The organism is Dysgonomonas sp. BGC7, from assembly GCF_001261735.1.
In the GTDB taxonomy this organism is placed as follows: Bacteria; Bacteroidota; Bacteroidia; order Bacteroidales; family Dysgonomonadaceae; genus Dysgonomonas.
The window spans coordinates 174,333-195,041 of sequence record NZ_CVRP01000003.1 but is presented as its reverse complement, the minus strand read 5'-3'; the positions used below and the strand labels follow the sequence as shown (position 1 = coordinate 195,041).

Genomic DNA, 20,709 nt, shown 5'->3' with positions numbered 1-20,709 from the left:
CAAAAGAGTCGATCTATTTTATTTAGTACACCTTACACGGATTTACTATTTGTATTTAACACTTAAGATCTCGATATTTCGGATATTATATTTGATATTGTGGGCTGATACAATATTCTATATAGTTCTGTAACTTCAACTTAAGTACAATATTGAATAATACATTTTTTTAGCCATAGATTTTATTGACGTTTATACTTGGATGGATAATAAATAGTTCTGTGAACTTAATACAGTTTTGTAATGGAAAAGAAGAAAGATCCCGCTGAGACCGAGAACGATATTTCTTATGCCTATGAAAGGTTTATCGAGTCAGATCCTGATAATGCATACGATTATTATATAGTATGGGGCAACGAGCTGAGTGTGAATGCCAGATCGGACAGAGACGATACACTATTTGAAAAAGCTTTGGAGAAATATAAAAAAGCCGTAGTTCTCAATCCGAACAATAATAAAGCATATATACGTTGGGCAGTAGCTTTGGCCGACTATCAGTCGCAAGACAATAACCGCTTGAACCCCTATCTTAGCGAAGCTCTCGAAAAAGCCCGCAAAGCAATAACGCTAAGTCCGTGTGCCGAAGCCTACAGCGCATGGGGATATATATTGCTCACTATGGGGCGAGGTTTGGACGTGGGAGAGCAGGAGGAGATATTGCTCGAAGCTATAGATAAGTTCAAGAAAGCCGCTCATCTGGATCAGAATAATGGCAGGCATTTTGCCGACTGGGCAAAGGCTCTGTTTCTATTATCGATGGAAAAAAACGATAATTCTATATTCGAAGAATGTACGAAGAAGTATGACCTGGCAAATCGCCTCGAGCCAAATGATGTGTATATTTGTACCAAATGGGCAAAGAATACTTCCGATTATGCACTCTTCAACGAAGACGAAAAGCTCTATAAAAGAAGTCTCGACTTATATGCTAAAGCATATGAGATAGACAGAGACGAACTCCTTATTGTAAAGTACTGGGCTGAGGCTTTGGCAAACTATGCTGAACTGGCAAATGATGCCGAACTATATAGGCAGGCTGCTAACAAATATATGCAATACAGCGAAGCATGTACCGAGAATTGTCTTCCGGAAGGGTATTACTATAATATTGTGTGCGGACATATGCTGATCCGGCAGTCGAAAATAAATGATACACTGTATGAAGATCATAATCGTATAAAGACCGTGATAGAAAAAGGAGCAGACGAATATCCCGATATAGCAGCGCGTGAAATGGCTCGTATCTATTCTTTACTCAACAGTGTAGAGCCTGCCTTGGAGTGGCTCGAAAAGTATCTTTGCTGCGAAGAAGATGGCGATGCAGAATATTTGATGGAGGATGACGATTTTGCCAATATACGTCAGGATCTTAGATTTTACGAATTGCTCGATAAATATCAGAAAGCAAGTAAAGATGATGTTTTATAAAAATTTACCCTTGTCCAACATCGGACAAGGGTAAATTCCTTTTTAGAATAGTTTTCTTCTAAGCCACCATATACCTGCCCATGCAATAAATAAGAGCAGTAGTATACGTCCACACCAGAGCTGGAAGGACTGAAAAGAAGAAAGGCGGTTTACTTCCTTTTCCACTTCTACCGGATATGGTATGCGAATGGAATCGGAGACAAGAACCGAATCGCGCACGAGGCGGTCTTTGTAGAGGTATCTGTACTTTTCGAAAAACACGGTGTCGTTTTTCATTTTCACTATTACAGAGTCGTGCAAGTAGACCGAATCGGTTCTTATACGATCTATATATTCTGTTCTTACTGATTCCTGCGGTATATATATCAGCTTTGTGCGACATCCCTGCAACAGTAAAAGGCAAAGGGCTATACAAATCAGGTTTCTCATTGTCTGTATTCTTTTTTCACATCGAAACAAGGGCAGGCTTTTGCTGCAAATTCGTTGTGCCCAAATACTTTTGCTTGTGGATATTTTGTCTTGAGTTCTTCTACCAGCTTGTCTAGTGCTGCCTTTTGTTGAGGGGTGCGAGTGTCTTTAGGTCTTCCTTGGCTATCGAGTCCGCCAATATAACACACACCTACCGAGGTGGCATTTTGTCCCAGACAATGTGCTCCTATCAGCGATTCGTCCCGCCCCTTATGCACCGATCCATCGAGATAAACTACATGGTGATAGCCTATTTGTGCAAATCCACGAGCCCTATGCCATGTGTCTATATCTTTCGTTGTAAACGACTGCCCTTCTTTGGTTGCCGAGCAGTGGAGTATTATTTTATCTATCTTCCTCATTTTGTATTTTCTCCTTTTCTTTTAGTTGTTCTTTGACTATATCGGCTATGCCTTTGAGCAGGTCGTCCCTGTTTTCGAGTATGTGTCCAAAGCTTTTGAGGTTTTCATTGAGTTTGTACCTGTCTTTTTCGTGGGCTTTTTCGAGTATCGACTTGCCTTCGATGAATATAAGAAAGGCTGCTGCAATGAGGGTGACATATGGCTGAGGATAGAAAAACATACCTATGCAGTCGAACATAAATGCAAACAACATCATGGCATAGTAGAGCACTGTCTTGGTAACGGTACGTCTTAGCCCGTACGAAGTGCGTGCCTCGTTTCGCTCTTTAGCTTTGCGCCACCCACTCGCAAGGTCGAGAATGATGGCTATAGCTACTATCAGCCACATAATAGCCACTATAGCCAGATGGAAACGAAGCGACGCAAAATCGCCGGACAGAAGTGATTCTATGATTAGTAACATATGGTTTGCTTAGGGTTAAAAAAATAATCAAAAAAGGCTGATAACTCTTTCTAAAGTACTAGAGACTATCAGCCTGTGGATGAATGATTAAAGAAATATTGACCGGTTTTTTCCTGATTTTTCTCTTTTCAATAATACAGAATTTATATTTTCTTCTAATATCTCTTGTATATATTCTGCTTTCCCTATGATCACACTATTGATTGATGTTTCGTTTATCTCGTCAATCTGCGATCTGCCAACAATAACACTATTAATACTACTATCGTTTACATCCGTACTGCTAGGAGGTAGTCCATTATCATAATCAGCCATAATATTATACAGGATTTAATGTGGATATATCAAATTTCAATTGGATATAAGATCCTTTTATATTATCAGCTTGATAAGGTGTACCATTTTCGGCAAGTAGCATATTATAAAAAGCAGGATTTCCCGATGCTATATAATTGCCTTCATCGTCTCGCATCATTTCTATCGAATTGAGATTATTGTTTTTTCGTAAGCATCTTAAATCTTCCGGAAAAATGAGGAACCATTCAGGTTTTTGTTTATTTTGCCAGAATGTTTTATCTGTAACTTCAGTATTGAAGTCAAAGTTGTCTTTCCAGCATCTACGCAGATGAATATTACCAGTCTTTGAGAAAGTCAACACATTATCGACAAGGAAAGAACTCAGCGGAGGATAATTAATGCCATTATAAGTAATATAATCGGAGGTATTATTCTGGTCGCTGTCGTGTTCTACTAGATACCAATAACCCGCTTGTAAGTTTCCACTTGTAATTTTTGATGCTGGTATTTCATCCACTATACGCATATAGATAGGCTGCCATAGCTTTTCGTCTATTACCTCATGTACAACAGCATTTGTTGATGGTGTAAATGTAGTAGTTGTAGTGCCTTTAAAAGCATAGTTGGACTTAGATAATGCAGAGGAGTATGTAGCTCCGTTGTATGAGATAGTTGCTTCTCCAAGATTGTTTGACCGCACTATATATGTGGTTCCGCTTACAATACTACCTGATGTTACAACATTGTCAGAAAGATTGTACTTGCTACTCACTGCAACACCATATTCACGAGGAAAATTGTGAGAGAGTATTATGTCCGTTAATTTGTTTACGCCCATCAGCGGATAAATATTTGAGCATACTTTCGATATATTCTTCTCCGACATATTTAAACTTTCAGGCAAAGAAATAGAATCATCTTTTATAACAACACCTGATGTATTGGGATTCGCAGGATTGAAGCTAACAGGTTTATTTGGAGTTGCTGAAATATTAATTCTTTCTCGAACACTCGTATATCCGAAGTGTATAGATCTGCGTTTTTCGAAATTGTGTATAATAGAATTTTCGATAGGTACACCTACTATAGTCGAGTTATTAGCAAATACCCAACGTCCTTGCTTAAGTGTTTCACCGGATTCGCTCACGTCTTTCAATGTGATTCCTTGTGCAGTACACCTTTTATCGAATTCGTTCCTGTAGCCCTCTTCTGTTCTTTCTGAGGGTTGCAATAGCGTATATTCCGGTTCATTACCAATTTTAAACTTACAATTGTTGTATGCGTAATAATTGCTGTAATATGTGTTTATATCTGCTTGAGAAACGGTAATATTACAAGAGTCGAATAGGTTGAGAGATGCACTCGATCTTGCACACGGAGTCGTAGCTTTGTATATTACGCATCTGTTTGTATTGCAGGTTGTTTTATATGATGGATTTATACCTATAAGCAAACAGCTGTTGAAATAAATAGAAGTATTGGCATTTGACGAATTAAATGGACTTTCTACGATACAGTTGTTAAAATAACCCTGATTGTTATTTAAATACCAATTCCAATTTTTAATGTGCATTTTACTACATACTATATTGCCCCACATACTAACGTTTCCAAAGAAGCTTGATACTTTTGTGTTAAAGATACCTTGTCCTTGGAATGTGTTTTGTGCTGAACCTAAACCTTGAGTGACAGATATATTATGAACACCACTGGATAGAACATGTAATACTTTAGTTCCTTCTTTAGACCTTAATGATTTAGAATGTCCCGGATTATCACGAGTATAGCTATTACCAATCCCAACAGGAGAGTAGTAACTAACAAAGTGTATTGCTTCTTCTGCTCCTAAATATGTTTCTTTAAAATTATATTTCATTATTTTCCTCCTTTTCTGTTATTATCACACGACCGGTTTCCAATAAGATAACAAGGCAATTGTCAAATTCTGCGATATTATCAACAAGTAGTCTGTTTAGCATATTCCTGAACTCGTTAGGCTGTTTGTCAAAAAACACCATATCGTCAATTTCTAAGACTATATCGTCTTTCTTTACTTCATATATCATAGTACAGTAGCTTTTGCGTAAATGAATAAATATGCTTTCGTATCGGTAAGCTGGCGGGTAAGGTGAAAATTGACCACCGAGCCGTTGCCTACCGTTATATTTAGTTTGTCGGAAGTAAGATCTGCCACCTCTTCGCCATTGATGGACAAGCTGCCGACATTTTTCACATCCATTTTGTAGATTGTCATTTCTTCGCCTATAAAGAGCTCGCAGTCGTCCGTTTCGGTCATTATAGACATGCGTCTTTCCAATTGCATTTTGCGGGCATATTTCTCTAAATCGTCGAATAGGTATCGTCCCGATTTCATTTTGCCCTTGTCGTCTATGTTGGAAGCGAATACCCAAAAGCCTGAGGCATCATCGACAATAGGGAGCTCCGATAGCGCAATGGGATCTAATTTCTTTGTCACATTTGTCATCGCATATATTTTGTTTATTGTTTATAATCTAAAAAAATCTTTTTTCTAACCGCCATTCTTATTGGTTCATATTGTCCGAAAATACTTTCAGCGCCTGTAGCCCGTCTTCGGTTTTCAATACTAGATTGTCTTCTGTAGACAGTACAGACACCGTGTTGAAACGTTCGGCATTGACTTCAAAGAGCGGATAAACAGAGTTTTTGCTCAGCTTGATCTGATAGCCCGACACTTCACCCATCTGACCCGTTGCCTGCGAAAAAGAAAGAGAAGCTCCGCCATCGCTGCCAAAGGAGTACATTTTACCCTGCGAAGTGCGGAACGTTACCACATATTTGTTTACGTTTGCAATCAGCAGGTCTGACAGTTTTGAGCCCTCCAGCGTGTGTATGAAAGTATTGAGCTCTTGTTTGAATATTTCATTCTCATGCGACTCCACAAAGGTGCTTTCTGCCACAGTGTCTAATTCCAGAAAACCATCGGGAGAATCTATTTTTTCCACATAACATGTATCTAACCAGATATCGCCGGCAAACTGATAACCGGCAAAGTCGTTTATGTCGAGCAAATAGATTCCGGTGATTCCTCCGGGATTGTAGTCGCACGTATGTTTTATATTTTGTAATAGTCGACAAGTCATATTTTTAATGTAATAATGTGAAAATATACCGATGTGCCAATTTCTAAAATGTGCTGATTAACACATCCGAAAATCAGCACATCAGCATATTAGGTTTACGGTGTTGTCACTGTTTTGTCGGCAATGGAAGTGATTATGCTTTCGTCTTTCAGCAAGCGCCCCATTTCTATTTCGGTACCTGCCATAGTTACAGTCCAGCCGTAAGCATCGGCTTCTGCTGCACCCGAAGCATAGTTGAATGCTGTGGCACTCAGTCCGTTGTTGCGACCAAGCATTACTCCCTTGTTCGATTTGTCTACAACCACTGCTGTAAATTTGCCCAGGCTTAAGGCTCTTTCCTGATTCAGCAAATTGTAGTCATAATTGCTAATGGTGAAGTTGACTGTGTGTGTGCGGTACTTGCCACCATTACCATTCACGGCCAATTCGTCCGAAAAAGAAGCAGTATTGTCTACGAAGTCTATCTTGTGAACTTTCAGCGTATTGTCTGCCAACGTAATAGACTCTACAGCTCCGTCTGTGTCTAACGGGCACAGGTTGTCTGCATCGTAGTTGAAAAGATAAATGGCTTTGATGCCGGCTAGTGAATATTCACAATTTTCTTTTGTTATGTTTGAAGTTAATTTACATCCTGACATAATATGTTTTTTTTAATGTGTTAATGAATTGATATGCCTATGTGCCAATAAAATAGAACTCTGAATTGGTCTGTTGTGCATTCATTAGCACATCGGCATATTATTTAATTATCTGATTTAATTTACGAATGATAATATACTACTTCGTCTTCGAACGGAATCACAAAGCCCAGACGCAGGCGTCCGTCTATGAATATCTTGTTGTCGTATGGAGCAGCCATCTGTCCAAGGCGGATTTCTTCAAGGTCGCTCAACAGGTCGGTTCCTAATAGGAAGTTAGATGCTTCGGCAACAATCATGTCGCTGTCTGCCAATCCTTTTACGGCTACTATTTCGGCACCTAAGTATTTTACTACATCGTTTTCTACAATGAAGTTTGGATTTACCACCACGTTTGAACCGAATACACCTCCCAAAGCGATTTTTACTTTCATCAGTGTAGCGTAAGAAACGTACACATTGAGGCTCTGTTTTTCCAATCCGGCTGCTGCTACATCGTCGGGCAATGCGGCAAATGCTTTTCCTATTTCGCCCAACACATTGTCTTTGGTAAGGGCTATGCCTGTTACTTTGATCGCATCTGCACTGTCGGTCAGTACTTTGATAACACCATCGAAGTCGTTGGCATCGGCCGAGCTGTCGCCTTTGAATATTTTTGTTTCTATCTCGCTGCTCAGTTCGTTGGCCAGTAGAGCCATTGTAGCTTCTTCGAGAGTGTCGGGCAATTCCTGATTTTTGGCTCCGGGTCCCATCATCCAGATGGTGCGTTTGCGCTCAAGATCGTCGAGACATTGCTCAAGATTGATTTTGTAGGTTTTCACCTTCAGTTCCTTTTCGCTCAGTTTGGCTATCTGCTGCGGAGTCCATGAGCAGTCGCGGCTATCTGCCTGAAGGATATTTCCTGCAAGGTCGATAAGGTTTAATTGTGTCGATTCTTTTACTCCGATAATAGGCGTAATCTTGCCTTTCTCGATAAGCTTTCCGCCAAACACGGCTTTTGTAAACCAATCCATGTTGGAAGAAGGCTGGTAGCTCAGTGCTGAAATGTCGTACATGTTTGCCATAATTGTTAAAATTAGCCCCTCCTAGCCTCCCCAAAAGGGAGGAATCCATTGTCATGGAAAAAAACGATAAGGGGTGAGTTAATTATTGATTGAATAATAAATTGTATAAATAAATGATTTGCAAATAAGTGCTCTCTCAGTGCTCCTCCCCTTTGGGGAGGCAGGGTGGGGCCCTCTATTTTCTTCTGTTGATAGTTTGGTTAAGAGCCATTGCCATGCGTTCGGCGGTTGTCATTTCGCTTGCATCTTTAGATGCCGAGAGTTGTACTGCCGGACGAGCCGAAGGCGTTTTACGACGCATTTCTTCCACCTGCCCTTTGGTGTCTTCGAGCATAGATTGTGCTTCGCCCAAAGCAGTTGTCAGTTGATCGATGGTCTGCTGCATTTCGCCGATCTTGGCTTTCAGTGCTTCGGCTGTTTTGGGATCGAATCCTGCCAGTTTTGTTTTAGCTCTGTTACTGCGCAGTGTTTGCGGGGCTTTGGCATCTTCGGGCTTAGTTTTGTTTTCGGATGCTTCGCGGGTTTCTACAAACTGCCCTTGTTCGTCTATTACAAGCAGGTTGCCATTTGCCAACTGATGTTCGCCGGCAGGCATCTGTTCACCATCCAGTGTGGCAAATCCGTCTTCGTCCACGTTGGCTTCTGTACCGTCTGCCAGCACAAAGACCACGTAAGGAGTTCCGCTTGCAGTCACATCAGCCTTCTTGACGTCTTCGATGTCGAGCAAGATGCGGGCAATGCGTCCGAGCAATGTTTGTCTGGGTTTCTTCTTGTTCATTTTCACATTGTTTTGATTTTTGGGTTTTGTTATTTCGGGCAATTGATTGAAAAAACCTTCCAAAGAGAAGCCTCTGACGTGGCCGGTCATCACCTCTGTGTTCCAATATTCTCTGTCGCCAACCTTGTAGCTGCACATCAAGGTCCCTTTGGGAAGGTTTTCGAATCCTAATGCTTTCGATTTGTCGGTCTGGGGATCGGTTACTATCCACAATTCAGTGAGATAGTTACCCGATAGTTTGTTTTGGTGCTGATGTGTGGTGTTGTGCAAGGCAATGCCTGTGCGCATCATTTTTTGTGCAATTTTTTCTATCTGTTCAGCCGAAAAGCGAATATAGTAATCGCCCAATTGAGGGCTGTTGCGATAGATGAGCTGTTCAGGCTTTAGCACCACTCCTGTGAGTATTTGTTTTTTTTCGTCTCGCGAGAGTTGTATGGCTGTTTCGCCTTGCAATGCTACGAAGTCGACCTCATTGGCCGGAGAGTCTACAAACGAAATGGCAAGTATGCCTGTCAGTTCGTCTTCGTTGTCGTCGATAATGCAGTTGTAGATAGGTAAGTCCATAGTTATGTGCTTTTTGATGTATAGATAATTGTGTTTTGAAAAAATGCAGAAAAAAGAGAAAAAATATTAATGCTCCATCCATATAATAAGCTCCTCTTCGAAGATGGTATTCCCAAATGTTCTTCTTATCTTTATACATAGCTAAGACTTCTAAAAAATAATATTGTGCTATGACCAAAAAAGACTTCTTCCGCTTATTAATTAAGCTGTTCGGATTATATCTGATTATACTTTCCCCTTATGCTTTTTCGAGCGTTGCTTCGATGGCAACCTATGGTTTCGACATCATCATGATTTTGTATGCGCTTATTATGTTGGTACTTTATGTGCTTTTTGCTGTCTTGCTGATTGCATTTTCCGATAGCATAATATATTTTCTGCGGCTGGATAAGGGCTTTGACGACGATCATATAAGTCTGTCGTCGATAGATATGAGGAAAATAATCTGTCTTGCTGTTATTATTGTAGGCGGAATATTGATAGTCAAAAGTTTTTCTACACTTGTGGTTACATTGGGAAATGTATTGGCATCGCTGGTCAGCCCCGAGCGAAACGAATTATTCCCTTCATCGAGCTTTACGACCTCTATGTGGCTCGATCTTATAGACTTTGTTATAGGGCTGTTGCTCCTCTCTAATTATAACTGGCTATCGGGCTACATAATGAAAAAAGGTGGTGATAAAATAGAAGTAGAGGAGGAGGAATAAAAGCACTTCATTGTTAAATTTAAGAAAAAAAATGTTACATTTGTTCTAAGCAGTTTCAAAAAGACTTTTCATAAAAACTAAGTATTTTTTAGATTTTAATTAATGCATTAATATTTAATGCAATATGTGTAACTATAAAAAAATGTTTATGAAAAAGAAATTGATGTGTTTGGTATGTTTGATTTTTATTTTAGTATCCTGTAGTGACGAAGAGTTTACCACAATGGACAGTTCTTCTGATAGTGTAGATAAAGGGATGAAGGCTGCGGTAGTTCCTCAAGCATCAAAATATAACGTTCTCGGATGGGGATATGATGTTACAGGAGAGTATATGAGTAAAGATAGTAAAACTGTACCAATTATTGATATTGAAAAGTTGGAGAAATACAGTGGAAGTCGTATTGTTATTGATGATCAAACAGAAACAACGCATGAATTTTTTTATGGTGCAACTTCTCAAGACTTGATGAAGGAAATATCTTCAAATGTCTCCAAATCAATGAATGCAAATGCTGCTCATAAATACTTATTCAAAGATTTAACTACATTTAGTGGAACATTGAGTTCTCATAATAAAAGCGACTCTAGCTCTTACTCGTATTCAACGAAGTATTCATTTGGCTATCAAAGTCAGACGCATGAAGTGATGACCTACAAAATAAATTCGTACACAGATACTTTGATAAACTATCTAACCGAAGATTTTACAAATGATTTGAAAACTAGAAGCCCTCAATTTATCGTTGCTAGATATGGAACTCATGTGTTAACTAATATAACGATAGGAGGAAGGCTTTATTCTTCATTTAGTAGTTCTTTTGAAAAAGAACATAATTACACGAAGAAAACAGAATATACAAAATCGTCTTTTAATTTATCTTTATCTAAATTGGGTATTACTACTGATACATACAATCATTCAGAAGCGGTAGCAACTGATAAAGAAAGTAAAAATAAACATATAAGGGTGAGAACTAGCGGAGGAAATAAAGCTATAGATATTTCTTTCAACTTCGATTATGATAATGTTAAACCTATAGATACTAAGGAATGGCAAAACTCATTAAATAATGATAATTTAAAAAATCTAGCTTTGGTTAAAATTGATTGGAACTATGCTTATCCTATATATGAACTAGTAAAAGATCCTGTAAAAAAGGCTGCATTAAAAAAAGCTGTAGAAGAATATATTATAAATAGCTATAAATCGCTATTAGATATTACCCCTTTATATATTTTTTATAATGGTTCGGATAAGAAAAAAGGATTTAATCATTTTACAACAATTGACCCTGAGATAGATCGATTATATAAAAATTGGGATTACCATGGTGTTACTGGATATGTCTTAAAAGAGAATTTACCCGGTACTATTCCTCTTTATATCTTCTATCATGAGAAAGGATTTAATCATTTTACTACTACAGACTCCAGTGTAGGAAGTTATTCAGGTTGGACACCTTTGGGAAGAGCTGGCTATATTTATAAAAATAAACAAGAAGGAACCGTTGCTCTTTATCAATATTATCACAATGCAGGATTTAATCATTTTGTAACAACAGATCCATATATTATACGAGATAATTCTGGTTGGGCTCATGGAAACGCTCTCGGTTATGTATACCCAAGATAAAACCTTATAATTGAAAAAAGTCTCTAATTTATTTAGAGACTTTTTTTCTACCCTCTTTTATGGAATTTCTACAAAAACTTACTCTATAAAACATCGGGTAAATATCTAATTATTATATTTGCATAAAGGGGGTACGTTTCGGGAAGCAGATAACGTGACTTCGTATATTTACCTAAATCTGAAAAACAGCATGGTGAAGTACGTTAAATATATGATTTTCTCCTCTATAGTCCTAACTACAATATTAGGATCGGCGTCTTTTGTGTACGAGAGTGCCGTAATAAATGAAACACGAGACTTTGATGCTGTAAACTTCAGAATGGTAGACTTTTCGGACGAAGATCTCAGCCTTTTTTGCGATATAGCTTTCACCGATGATGAGGTGCGGATAAGGAAATGGAGAAAAGACATCAGGGTGGAAATAAAGAATATCGAAGAACTCGACAGCAGATCGGTCGAAGAAGTGGATTCGGTGATAGCCATCCTTGCCCCGCTGATAGCCCCATTGAAAATAGAGAGAGTAAGACGAGACGGCAATCTGCATGTCTATAGGCGAGTAGAGAAAGTGAACCCATCTAAACCCGAGCCTTTCTGTCTGAATGGACTGGCTCGTATAAATAAAGTAAAGCCATATTCGTGGGACATAACCTATGCCAGCATATACGATGGTTGTGAGGCCAGTTCGCAAACTTTGATGCATGAATTTGAGCATGCTTTGGGGCTGAATCATCCTATCAAACTATATTCGTATTATGTTACCATAGGCCGATCGGTAATACCTCAGTATCTTCGTTCGCAGAAAGAGATTATTGCATTTCGCAGTCAGCCTTTCTATTTGTCCGATCAGGAAAAGAGTGTGATAAAAATGCTTTACTCGGACGAAATAAAATCGGGGATGCACATCGAAACCTTTGCCCGCAAAATGGGATTTACGGACGAAGACCGTAAGCGGATGATACCCGATATAAATAAAAAGCCAAGGATCATTGTATATCCTTCGCCCGACGATTATTAAACCTGCTGCATGAGACCAACGGTTATCAAATATTCGATTGTTATCTTCGTCTTGTTGCTATTTGCATCGGGGATGGCTTCCGTATTGCATATTGATGCCATAGAAAAAGAGATTCAGTTGTTTGATGCCGAAAGGTTTAAATCGGTTCAATGTACTGACGAAGAGCTTAGCTTGTTTCTCGATATAGCTTTCAATAGGAAGGAACAGCGTATCCGCAAATGGGAATCGGACATCAGGGTGGAAATAAAAAATATATCGGAACTCGATAGCGAAGCTATTGCTGAGGTAGACTCGGTAATTGCCATTCTAAGACCACTTATTCTTCCCTTAAATATAGATAGAGTAGATGAGGGTGGTAATGTGTACGTTTACAGAGGAGTAGATAGAGCCGAGCCTTCACGCAAGCCTTCACGTCTTTTTGGTGTAAACGGGTTGGCTAAAATAAACGAATGCACGCCCTTGTCGAGAGAAATACGTTATGCACATATTTACGATGCAAAGCAGGCACATACACAGACTTTGATGCACGAATTTGAACATGTGCTCGGACTCGAACATCCCTTTCGCATCTATGACTATTACCTGACTATAGCCCGTTCGGTTATTCCACAAGACTATACGGCTTACGGCACATGGTTACAGTTTCAGGGTATGCCTTATTATATATCGCCACAGGAAAAAACAGCTATACGTCTGTTGTACTCGTCCGGCATCAGGTCGGGACTAAAGAAAGAGGTATTGCTCGAAGGGTTGGGGATGAATTAATCAGAACGCTGACTAAAAAAATTGTGAAGCTTATTTTATAGGAATATAAGGGCGAAATAACGTCCGGTGCAGCCAATAAATATTCGCCCTTATGACATTCTGTTTTTTTTCTAAAAGAATTTATAACCAACGCTCAGGTAAGCACAGCGGTTTCTGTTGTTCTTGTCTTTAAATACTTTGGTCATAGCCCAATCTCCACCCAGCTTGACGCCGATCTTACCAAATTCTACACCTACGGCTCCACCAAGGCCAACCTCAAATTTGTTTGTTCCATCTCCGAAGAAGTCGGTGTCGATCTTCCAGAATGTGCTGCTTTCTAATTCCTCTTGTGTCATTGTCCTGGATTCTCCTTTTATCTTTCCGCCCACACCATAGGCCAGATAAGGACCGGCTTCGATGACCAATTTAGTACCCGGAGCAATTTGATATTTATACGCCGCATGTATTGGTAACTGTAGGTACATGGAGTTTAGTTTTACATCTGTATTTTTTAGGATTTCACCTTTCTGCATCGGAAGATCTGCTCCTTTTGCTCCTTTAGTTGTAAACTCAAGCCCCGAAATAAGGAAAAAGTCGTTAGATAGCTGCATTTCGGCGGTTAACCCTACATTAAATCCCGGTTTGATGTCATCCTTCATATTCTGTATTTCCGAAAGGTTTAGACCTGCTTTTACACCAAGCGACAAAGGTGATTGCGCCATTGCATTTTTAGATAAAAAAAGACCAACTGAAATGATAAGAAGAATTTTAATTGTTTTCATAATTAGTAAGTATTTATTCAAAATATAAATGAATAGAGGGCATATATTTCTCCATTTTCTTCAGAGTGGAAACGGAGACTATAAAAGTATAAAAAAAGCGCTTTGTAATTTAATTACAAAACGCTTTTCTTGAATATTTTAATGTTGAATATTTATTGTCTGTTCTTTTGAACTTTTTCAGTAGTTACTTTTCCTGCTGCATCTGTCGTTTCAACTATGTAAATACCTTCTTTAAGACTCGTATTTTGTATGTTGAAATCTATAACATTTTTCTTCTGATACAGTACTAACCCCGTTGTAAAAGAAAATACCCGAATAGAGACAGGGGAGGAGATATTTTCTATATCTGTTTTTATTATAGACTTTTCTCGAGGAGGCTCTCCTGATTTTCCATTTACTGTTAAATTCCAATAGAATCTAGTAGTTCCACATTTATTAGTTCTGTCTACTGCTAGATTTAGACCTCCTGCATTTATAATATGTTTTGAAGCAATGTACATTGTTGCATTTCTTCTTTGGCTTGTATATAAGGAAGGTAGGTTAAGCCATTCATGAGATTCTACATAGTCGTCGTGGTATCCTATCTTAATAGAGGAGAAATAATCATTAGGCTTTGTATCAATTACATTTGTTCCTCTGTCAGGAACGCCTATCCAAATTTTATTATGATTAAGAATGTATTCTTGGCCATCATAAGTAATAGTTGCTTTAATACTTTCTCTTCCATCAAGTAAACCTGTAAATATTGCATTTGGGGTTCCTTGTCCAGACACCAAATTCATTTTATGCCCAGTTTCCCAATATACAGAAACGTCAGATGTAATATCCCCTATTGAGAACATTACATCATTATCCTTACATACTATAAATTCTTTGTCATCTCTAACTGTAAAAGATGGAGTTATGCTGGTCTCTAAATATCCATTGTAATATGTCGTACTTGTCCATGTTGAATAATATCCTCTATATTTAATGAATGTATTCTTGGTGGGAATGTTTTTTGTTCGCAGTTTTATAATATGAATATTTTCCTCTCTTCTAGTACTTTCTATCTCAAAGTATTTTTCATCAATTATCCATTTGGGAACTGTCATAGTATAAAAGTCTTTGAGCTCTACTCTAAATTCAACAATACTATTTATATTTAATTTAGTAGGTCCAAGAATATTTATTTTTTTTTCATATGTTACATGAGTAGGAGGGTTAGTTGTATCTTCTAATTTATAAACAATATCTATATAAAGTTCATTTTGTGATCCTCCTAGTTTAATTTTTTTACTTTCATCTACATGGTTTATAGATAAATACATGTTCATTCCGCGTCGATCCCTAACAATTGCTTTAAAAAACTCACTTGTTATACTTATGCCGTCCCCTTCCTTATTTAAGATAGGACTCAATGCTGGTTCTCCGCTCCCTTTTAATATGTAGAATAATGTTTCATTAGCATCAGATACTGGTTGGCATTGATATATCTGTATTTTACCATTAAAATTTGAAGAAAAATCAATTTTACTTGTTAGCTGGAGGGTAGCAGATTCTATTTTAGCATTGGCTGGTATTTGAGATATATCAAACTCTAAGTAGCCTCTGCCCCACATGTTCTTAGACTGATCATAACCGATAAAAAATGTTTTAGGATCTTTATCGATAGACTGCTTATTATAAGTGTCTGTAGACTTAGTTATACCTACAAAAGAGGTTTTTGGATAGACTCTTACCGAAGTTTGCCCCCATCCATTAGTGGCAAAAATACAAAATATGATTAAACAAAATAAAATCTTTTTCATAAGCATTCAATTTAGAGATTAATACTGGCTCAAATTAACATTAATCTGTTAATTAACCAAATATATGTGAATTAAAATTGAGTAGTTACAAAAAATAAAAAACGTATATAAATTGACAAGCCTTACTCATATATCTATTATATTTACATTCTGAAACAAATTTAGATAAAACCCGATCATAAAAAACATGAAGAAAGTTTTCGTAAGCGGATGTTACGATATGCTTCATAGCGGACACGTAGCATTCTTCGAAGAGGCTGCCACATACGGAGACCTGTATGTGGGTATAGGTTCGGACAAAACAGTAAACGACCTGAAAGCACGCAAAACCTTTAACAACGAGCAAGAACGCCTATACATGGTAAAAGCCCTGAAAGCTGTAAAAAATGCGTGGGTAAATAGTGGTAGCGGACTCATAGACTTTATGGAAGAAATAAAGGCTCTGAAACCCGATATATTTTTTGTAAACAATGACGGACACAGTGCCCTGAAGGAAGAATTGTGTAAGCAGCTGGGTGTGGAATATGTAGTGAGCAAGCGTGTTCCGCATGCCGATTTGCCTACCCGCTCTACCACATCGTTGCGCGAAGAATGCCGTATACCGTACCGTATCGACCTTGCCGGAGGATGGCTCGACCAACCTTCTGTAAGCCGTTTGAATGCAGGCCCTGTGCTGACTATAAGTATAGAGCCCGACTACGATTTCAACGACCGCAGCGGTATGTCGACAAGCTCTCGAAAAAAGGCGATAGAACTGTGGCAGGTGGATATTCCGGCAGGTAACAAGGAGAAACTCGCCAAAACACTTTTCTGCTTCGAGAACCCTCCCGGAACGAAATATGTCAGCGGATCGCAAGACTCGCTAGGGATAGTGATGCCGGGACTGAATAGGCTTCATTACGATGGCGACTTCTGGCCTTCGGAGATAGAAAGCATACACAACGACGAATTGCTCAACTGGATAGAGAAAAGCCTTTGGCTTGTGCCTCTATATCCCCGTCACGATGGATATGATGTGTTGTCGGATACAAACATCAACGAAGAGAATGCAAAAAAACTCAGCGATGCAGCCAATGATTGCTGGCAGGCATTGAAAGAAAAAAATATAAATAAACTCGGCGATGCTATGCGCAGGAGTTTCGAAGCGCAGATAGTAATGTATCCGCACATGGTGAACGAGGATATATTTAGAGTGCTCGACAAATATAAGTCGCAGGCTTTGGGTTGGAAGCTGAGCGGTGCGGGTGGGGGAGGATACCTTACGTTTGTAAGCGAAACTCCTATCGAAAACGCAATACAGATACGAATAAGAAGAACAGAATAAAACTCTTATAAAAACAGAAAGAGGCGTATCATACAGATACGCCTCTTTCTCTTTCTACTCCAGTACAATAGAACTTCCTGTTCTTGCTTCTTCGATAAAATATCTGTCGTGAGATATTATAATCACCGATCCCCGAAAACTTTTTATAGCTTCGGTCAGAGTTTCCTGACTGCGCACATCGAGGTTGTTGGTAGGCTCGTCTAGTATCAGCATATCGGGCATATTGTTTCTCACTGATAAACAGCAGAGCAATAATTTCATTTTTTCGCCACCACTGAGTTGCCCGCATTGTCTGTTCCACAAGTCGTGGGTAAACTGATGATAGTGCAACAGCATTTTCAGGTCGTGTTCGGGCAGATGCCTGTCGTTGTATTGCTGTACTTGCTCAAAGACCGTCAGATGGTTGTTTATCAGCGAATATTCCTGATCTATGTAAAGATACTCGAATGCGGCTCGAAGAATTTCTCCTTCGGTTGGTTGCAGTTTGCCCAAAAGAAGCTTTATGAGCGTGGTTTTACCTGTTCCGTTTTTACCTTCTATCCTCAGCCTGTCGCCCGATCTTATTTGTAGGCTTAAAGGCTTGTTCCATATAGGCTGTTCGCTGTACGAGAAGTTGACAGACTTGGCGTCTATCAGAATCTTTCCGGTATGTAGTTCCGAATCTCTCAGATCTATCTTGAGAAGCGTTTCTTTTTTTATCTGTTCTCTTATTGCTGTGAGGTTTGCAGAAACATCTTCCATTCTTTCTTCGTGAATCGACTTCAATTTGGCTGTGCTCTCTTCCGATTTGCGTTTGAGCCCACCTGCAACAATACGTGCCATACCTCCGCTTTTGCCTTGTCTCCGGCCTTTCGACTCGCTCTTTTGCCGTTGTTCGGCTACTTCACGAGCTTTTTGTTTCATTTGTTTCAACGCTTTTTCACTTTCGCTTAGCTGATTGTGGAGTGCATTGAGTGCCATCTCTTTTTGTTCTTTATAAAAGTCGTAGTTGCCGCCGTAGGGTTCTACGGCATTGGCACGAAGTTCGAGCGTGTAGTCAAGCATATTGAGTAAAGATCTGTCGTGGCTTACTATCAGTGTTGTAGCTTTACTTTTGCTAACGAAGTCGTAAAGAATATCCCTGCTTGCAATGTCAAGATGGTTGGATGGTTCGTCGAGCAATACAATGCCGGGCTGATGAATATCTATTCCACTCAGAAAAACTTTTGTTTTTTCGCCACCGCTCAATGTGCCCATCGGTTTTAACACATCGAGGTGAGGCAATCCCCAATGTGTTAATGCAGTCTCTACACGGCTTTCTATTTCCCAGTCGTCATCGAGATTGATATAAGCCTGCTCCGAATCGTCTCCTCCTAGTATGGCATAAAAGGCTACCAGCTTTGTCTCTACCTGCAATGCCTGTGCAATGGTGTATGTATCGTATTGTAGCAGATGCTGAGGTATATAGTAAGGCATGTCGGACATTATTATATCGCCTGCCGATGGTGATAGTTGTCCGGCAATAATTCGCAGCAGGGTAGATTTTCCCGTTCCGTTGTCACCTACCAGCGAGGCTTTTTGTCCTTGCTCTATGGCGAAGCTTATGTTGCTGAACAGACTTTCCCTGTCGGGATGTATATATGACAATGAGTTTACTGTAATTCCCATATAGTAATCGTTTTTTTAGAAAATTATAAACTTAGAGCCTCTCAAGGATGGGCTCTGAATAAAAAAATAAACACGGGTTATCAGTGCAGACATGACAATGCCTGCCGATGATTTTCGACTGCAAAAAATAGCGTCTGCTTTTGTAGGAATATTACATGATATCTAAGTTTAGCCTGCATAGAAAAATTTATTGTATCAGGCAGATTGACAATTCTTTTACCAAAATGTTCTGTTGAGTCAGAAGCTATGATGGTACGCAACCATCTTCTTTACTTAGATATTCTCATTGGAGTGTCTTTTCGTTTATAATCTGCAAATATAGATATAAAAATGAGAATAAATATCACGTATTGTTTAATTATGATATCTGTTGTGGAAAAAGCGTGTTATTTGCATTATTCTTGAAAAGAATTTGTGACAGAATATTTTAATATTTACTTTTACTCTCGATAAAACCTGACAAACATTTGTAACTAGTCACTAAAACTATGATTACTACTATTGCCATTATCCTCATTGTAGGAATTGCTATTGCCATATTCTATTATATATCGAGCCAGCATAGCGACAACGGTCGGAGCGAGGGGTATTCTTCTACATCGCGTTATAGTACTGCCAATTTTGAAGACGAAGATGATAATGATGACGATGATTATGCTTCAACATATAAGTTTCTTACCAAATCGCTGCCTGGCGAAGCTTACGATAATTATATCGGATGGGGTAATAATCTGTGTATGACTTATAAATCTTTAGATAAAGATGTATCGTTCTTTTTCAAAGGAATAGATAAATATAAGGAGGCTATTCTTTTAAAACCTGCAAATAACAAAGCGTATATAGCATGGGCATTGGCCTTGAGTAAATATGCACCTTTGGTAGAAGGAGGTAAAAATATATATATAAACGAAGCTCTCGAGAAACTGGAAAAAGCATTGGAATTGAACCCCGGTGCAGAGGTGTATAATGCGTGGGGAGATATTCAGGTAACTATAGCTTTTGAAAAAGAAGAATGGCCCGATCGGATAGCCGGATTACATGTAGCTATAGAAAAGTATAAAACAGCTATAGAAGTAGATCCACGCAACGCAGAAGCATATGCAGGCTGGGGAAGAATGCTCTTTTATATGGCTTCTTACAAAGTAGACGCTAAGCTGTTCGAAGAAAGCTACGCTAAGTATAGTAAAGCACACGAGCTGGATGATAAAGACAGTAATATATTATCCGACTGGGCAAATAACACTTCAAAGTTTGCCAGCCTTACAGAAAACGAAGCTTTGTATGAAAAAAGCATCAAACTCTATGCTGATGTATATAAAATAGATCCCGAAAATTCGTATCAGATAGAGCAATGGGGAAGAACCTTGATATACTTAGCCGATCTTAAAAAAGATAAAGATCTTTATGCTCAGGCAGCAGACGTATATAAGCTCTATATGGATGTTCATAAAGCTGAATTTGATTCGGAAGATTTCTTCGGCTACATCATGTTGGGCTTTCTTTTGTTGCGCAAATCGCAATGTGAAGGCTGTCTTAAAGAAAGAGCTCCGGAAATAGAAGAACTTATACTCAAAGGAGTGAAAGAGTACCCTGCAGAAACTGCAAAAGAAATGTCGCGCCTCTACTTTTTGCTTAAGCAGGAAGATATGGCTTTCGTATGGCTCGAAGAAGCTTTGAAGTACGAAGACCAGGGAAATGACGATAGAAACTATATTGTATACAATGGCGATTTTGGAGATATAAGAACCAATCTCCGCCTAAAAGAATTGTTGGATAAATATCGTCCTTTGGCTGATGGCGAAACAGACTTCGATGAAGATGAAAACGACAGCTTAGAAGTAATAGAAGAAGAATTACGGGCATAAAAAATTAAGATAAGTTTC

21 protein-coding genes are annotated in these 20,709 nt (G+C 38.9%); 7 read left to right on the top strand and 14 right to left on the bottom strand.

Going from position 1 to position 20,709, the window contains the following annotated elements:
- Positions 1–243 precede the first annotated feature (243 nt).
- Positions 244–1,428 carry a TPR end-of-group domain-containing protein gene (locus tag BGC7_RS02625; RefSeq protein WP_050700005.1) on the top strand — a complete coding sequence of 395 codons (1,185 nt, stop codon included), beginning with the start codon at positions 244–246 and terminating at the stop codon, positions 1,426–1,428.
- Positions 1,429–1,470: 42 nt separating this feature from the next.
- Here the strand turns inward: BGC7_RS02625 and BGC7_RS02620 are convergent, their stop codons facing one another.
- The 11 genes from BGC7_RS02620 to BGC7_RS02570 form a co-directional block, all read right to left on the bottom strand.
- Complete coding sequence (locus tag BGC7_RS02620) at positions 1,471–1,857, bottom strand: hypothetical protein (protein ID WP_050700004.1); 387 nt, start codon at positions 1,855–1,857, stop codon at positions 1,471–1,473.
- Positions 1,854–2,258 carry an N-acetylmuramoyl-L-alanine amidase gene (locus tag BGC7_RS02615; protein ID WP_050700003.1) on the bottom strand — a complete coding sequence of 135 codons (405 nt, stop codon included), beginning with the start codon at positions 2,256–2,258 and terminating at the stop codon, positions 1,854–1,856. The genes BGC7_RS02620 and BGC7_RS02615 overlap by 4 nt, the downstream gene beginning before the upstream one ends.
- Positions 2,242–2,721 carry a phage holin family protein gene (locus BGC7_RS02610; protein ID WP_050700002.1) on the bottom strand — a complete coding sequence of 160 codons (480 nt, stop codon included), beginning with the start codon at positions 2,719–2,721 and terminating at the stop codon, positions 2,242–2,244. Before BGC7_RS02610 ends, BGC7_RS02615 begins: the two co-directional genes overlap by 17 nt.
- 87 nt (positions 2,722–2,808) lie before the next feature.
- Positions 2,809–3,036 carry a hypothetical protein gene (locus BGC7_RS02605; protein WP_050700001.1) on the bottom strand — a complete coding sequence of 76 codons (228 nt, stop codon included), beginning with the start codon at positions 3,034–3,036 and terminating at the stop codon, positions 2,809–2,811.
- 4 nt (positions 3,037–3,040) lie between these two features.
- Positions 3,041–4,894, bottom strand: a complete 1,854-nt coding sequence (locus BGC7_RS02600; protein WP_050700000.1) for a hypothetical protein — start codon at positions 4,892–4,894, stop codon at positions 3,041–3,043.
- Positions 4,884–5,084, bottom strand: a complete 201-nt coding sequence (locus BGC7_RS02595; protein WP_050699999.1) for a hypothetical protein — start codon at positions 5,082–5,084, stop codon at positions 4,884–4,886. Before BGC7_RS02595 ends, BGC7_RS02600 begins: the two co-directional genes overlap by 11 nt.
- Positions 5,081–5,503, bottom strand: coding sequence for a hypothetical protein (locus BGC7_RS02590; RefSeq protein WP_050699998.1), 423 nt, complete (start codon positions 5,501–5,503; stop codon positions 5,081–5,083). The genes BGC7_RS02595 and BGC7_RS02590 overlap by 4 nt, the downstream gene beginning before the upstream one ends.
- Positions 5,504–5,561: 58 nt before the next feature.
- On the bottom strand, positions 5,562–6,140 hold the full coding sequence (locus tag BGC7_RS02585; protein ID WP_050699997.1) for a hypothetical protein: 579 nt from the start codon (positions 6,138–6,140) through the stop codon (positions 5,562–5,564).
- A 95-nt stretch (positions 6,141–6,235) separates the two neighbouring features.
- Positions 6,236–6,778: a hypothetical protein gene (locus BGC7_RS02580; RefSeq protein WP_050699996.1), complete on the bottom strand. Its 543-nt coding sequence runs from the start codon at positions 6,776–6,778 to the stop codon at positions 6,236–6,238.
- Between the two features lie 122 nt (positions 6,779–6,900).
- Entirely contained in the window at positions 6,901–7,842 is a 942-nt protein-coding gene (locus BGC7_RS02575; protein ID WP_050699995.1) for a hypothetical protein, read from the bottom strand.
- A 175-nt stretch (positions 7,843–8,017) separates the two neighbouring features.
- Positions 8,018–9,184 (bottom strand): XkdF-like putative serine protease domain-containing protein, encoded by a 1,167-nt coding sequence (locus BGC7_RS02570; RefSeq protein ID WP_050699994.1) that lies wholly within the window; start codon positions 9,182–9,184, stop codon positions 8,018–8,020.
- A 170-nt stretch (positions 9,185–9,354) separates the two neighbouring features.
- Here BGC7_RS02570 and BGC7_RS02565 point away from each other — a divergent pair, with 170 nt between their 5' ends.
- The 4 genes from BGC7_RS02565 (at position 9,355) to BGC7_RS02550 (ending at position 13,304) form a co-directional block, all read left to right on the top strand.
- Positions 9,355–9,891 carry a hypothetical protein gene (locus tag BGC7_RS02565; protein ID WP_050699993.1) on the top strand — a complete coding sequence of 179 codons (537 nt, stop codon included), beginning with the start codon at positions 9,355–9,357 and terminating at the stop codon, positions 9,889–9,891.
- A 148-nt stretch (positions 9,892–10,039) separates the two neighbouring features.
- On the top strand, positions 10,040–11,524 hold the full coding sequence (locus BGC7_RS02560; protein WP_157258640.1) for an MACPF domain-containing protein: 1,485 nt from the start codon (positions 10,040–10,042) through the stop codon (positions 11,522–11,524).
- 190 nt (positions 11,525–11,714) lie between these two features.
- Positions 11,715–12,539: a hypothetical protein gene (locus tag BGC7_RS02555; RefSeq protein ID WP_050699991.1), complete on the top strand. Its 825-nt coding sequence runs from the start codon at positions 11,715–11,717 to the stop codon at positions 12,537–12,539.
- A 9-nt stretch (positions 12,540–12,548) separates the two neighbouring features.
- A complete protein-coding gene (locus BGC7_RS02550; RefSeq protein ID WP_157258638.1) occupies positions 12,549–13,304 on the top strand; it encodes a zinc metalloprotease in 756 nt (251 codons plus the stop codon).
- A 110-nt stretch (positions 13,305–13,414) separates the two neighbouring features.
- On the opposite strand, the gene BGC7_RS02545 is transcribed toward BGC7_RS02550, so the two are convergent.
- On the bottom strand, positions 13,415–14,065 hold the full coding sequence (locus tag BGC7_RS02545) for a porin family protein (RefSeq protein WP_050699989.1): 651 nt from the start codon (positions 14,063–14,065) through the stop codon (positions 13,415–13,417).
- Between the two features lie 152 nt (positions 14,066–14,217).
- On the bottom strand, positions 14,218–15,855 hold the full coding sequence (locus BGC7_RS02540; RefSeq protein WP_157258636.1) for a hypothetical protein: 1,638 nt from the start codon (positions 15,853–15,855) through the stop codon (positions 14,218–14,220).
- A 187-nt stretch (positions 15,856–16,042) separates the two neighbouring features.
- Between BGC7_RS02540 and BGC7_RS02535 the strand changes: the two genes are divergently transcribed.
- A complete protein-coding gene (locus BGC7_RS02535; RefSeq protein ID WP_050699987.1) occupies positions 16,043–17,179 on the top strand; it encodes an adenylyltransferase/cytidyltransferase family protein in 1,137 nt (378 codons plus the stop codon).
- A gap of 54 nt (positions 17,180–17,233) precedes the next feature.
- Here the strand turns inward: BGC7_RS02535 and BGC7_RS02530 are convergent, their stop codons facing one another.
- On the bottom strand, positions 17,234–18,826 hold the full coding sequence (locus BGC7_RS02530) for an ABC-F family ATP-binding cassette domain-containing protein (protein WP_050699986.1): 1,593 nt from the start codon (positions 18,824–18,826) through the stop codon (positions 17,234–17,236).
- A 488-nt stretch (positions 18,827–19,314) separates the two neighbouring features.
- Between BGC7_RS02530 and BGC7_RS02525 the strand changes: the two genes are divergently transcribed.
- Positions 19,315–20,691 (top strand): tetratricopeptide repeat protein, encoded by a 1,377-nt coding sequence (locus BGC7_RS02525; protein ID WP_050699985.1) that lies wholly within the window; start codon positions 19,315–19,317, stop codon positions 20,689–20,691.
- Positions 20,692–20,709 lie beyond the last annotated feature (18 nt).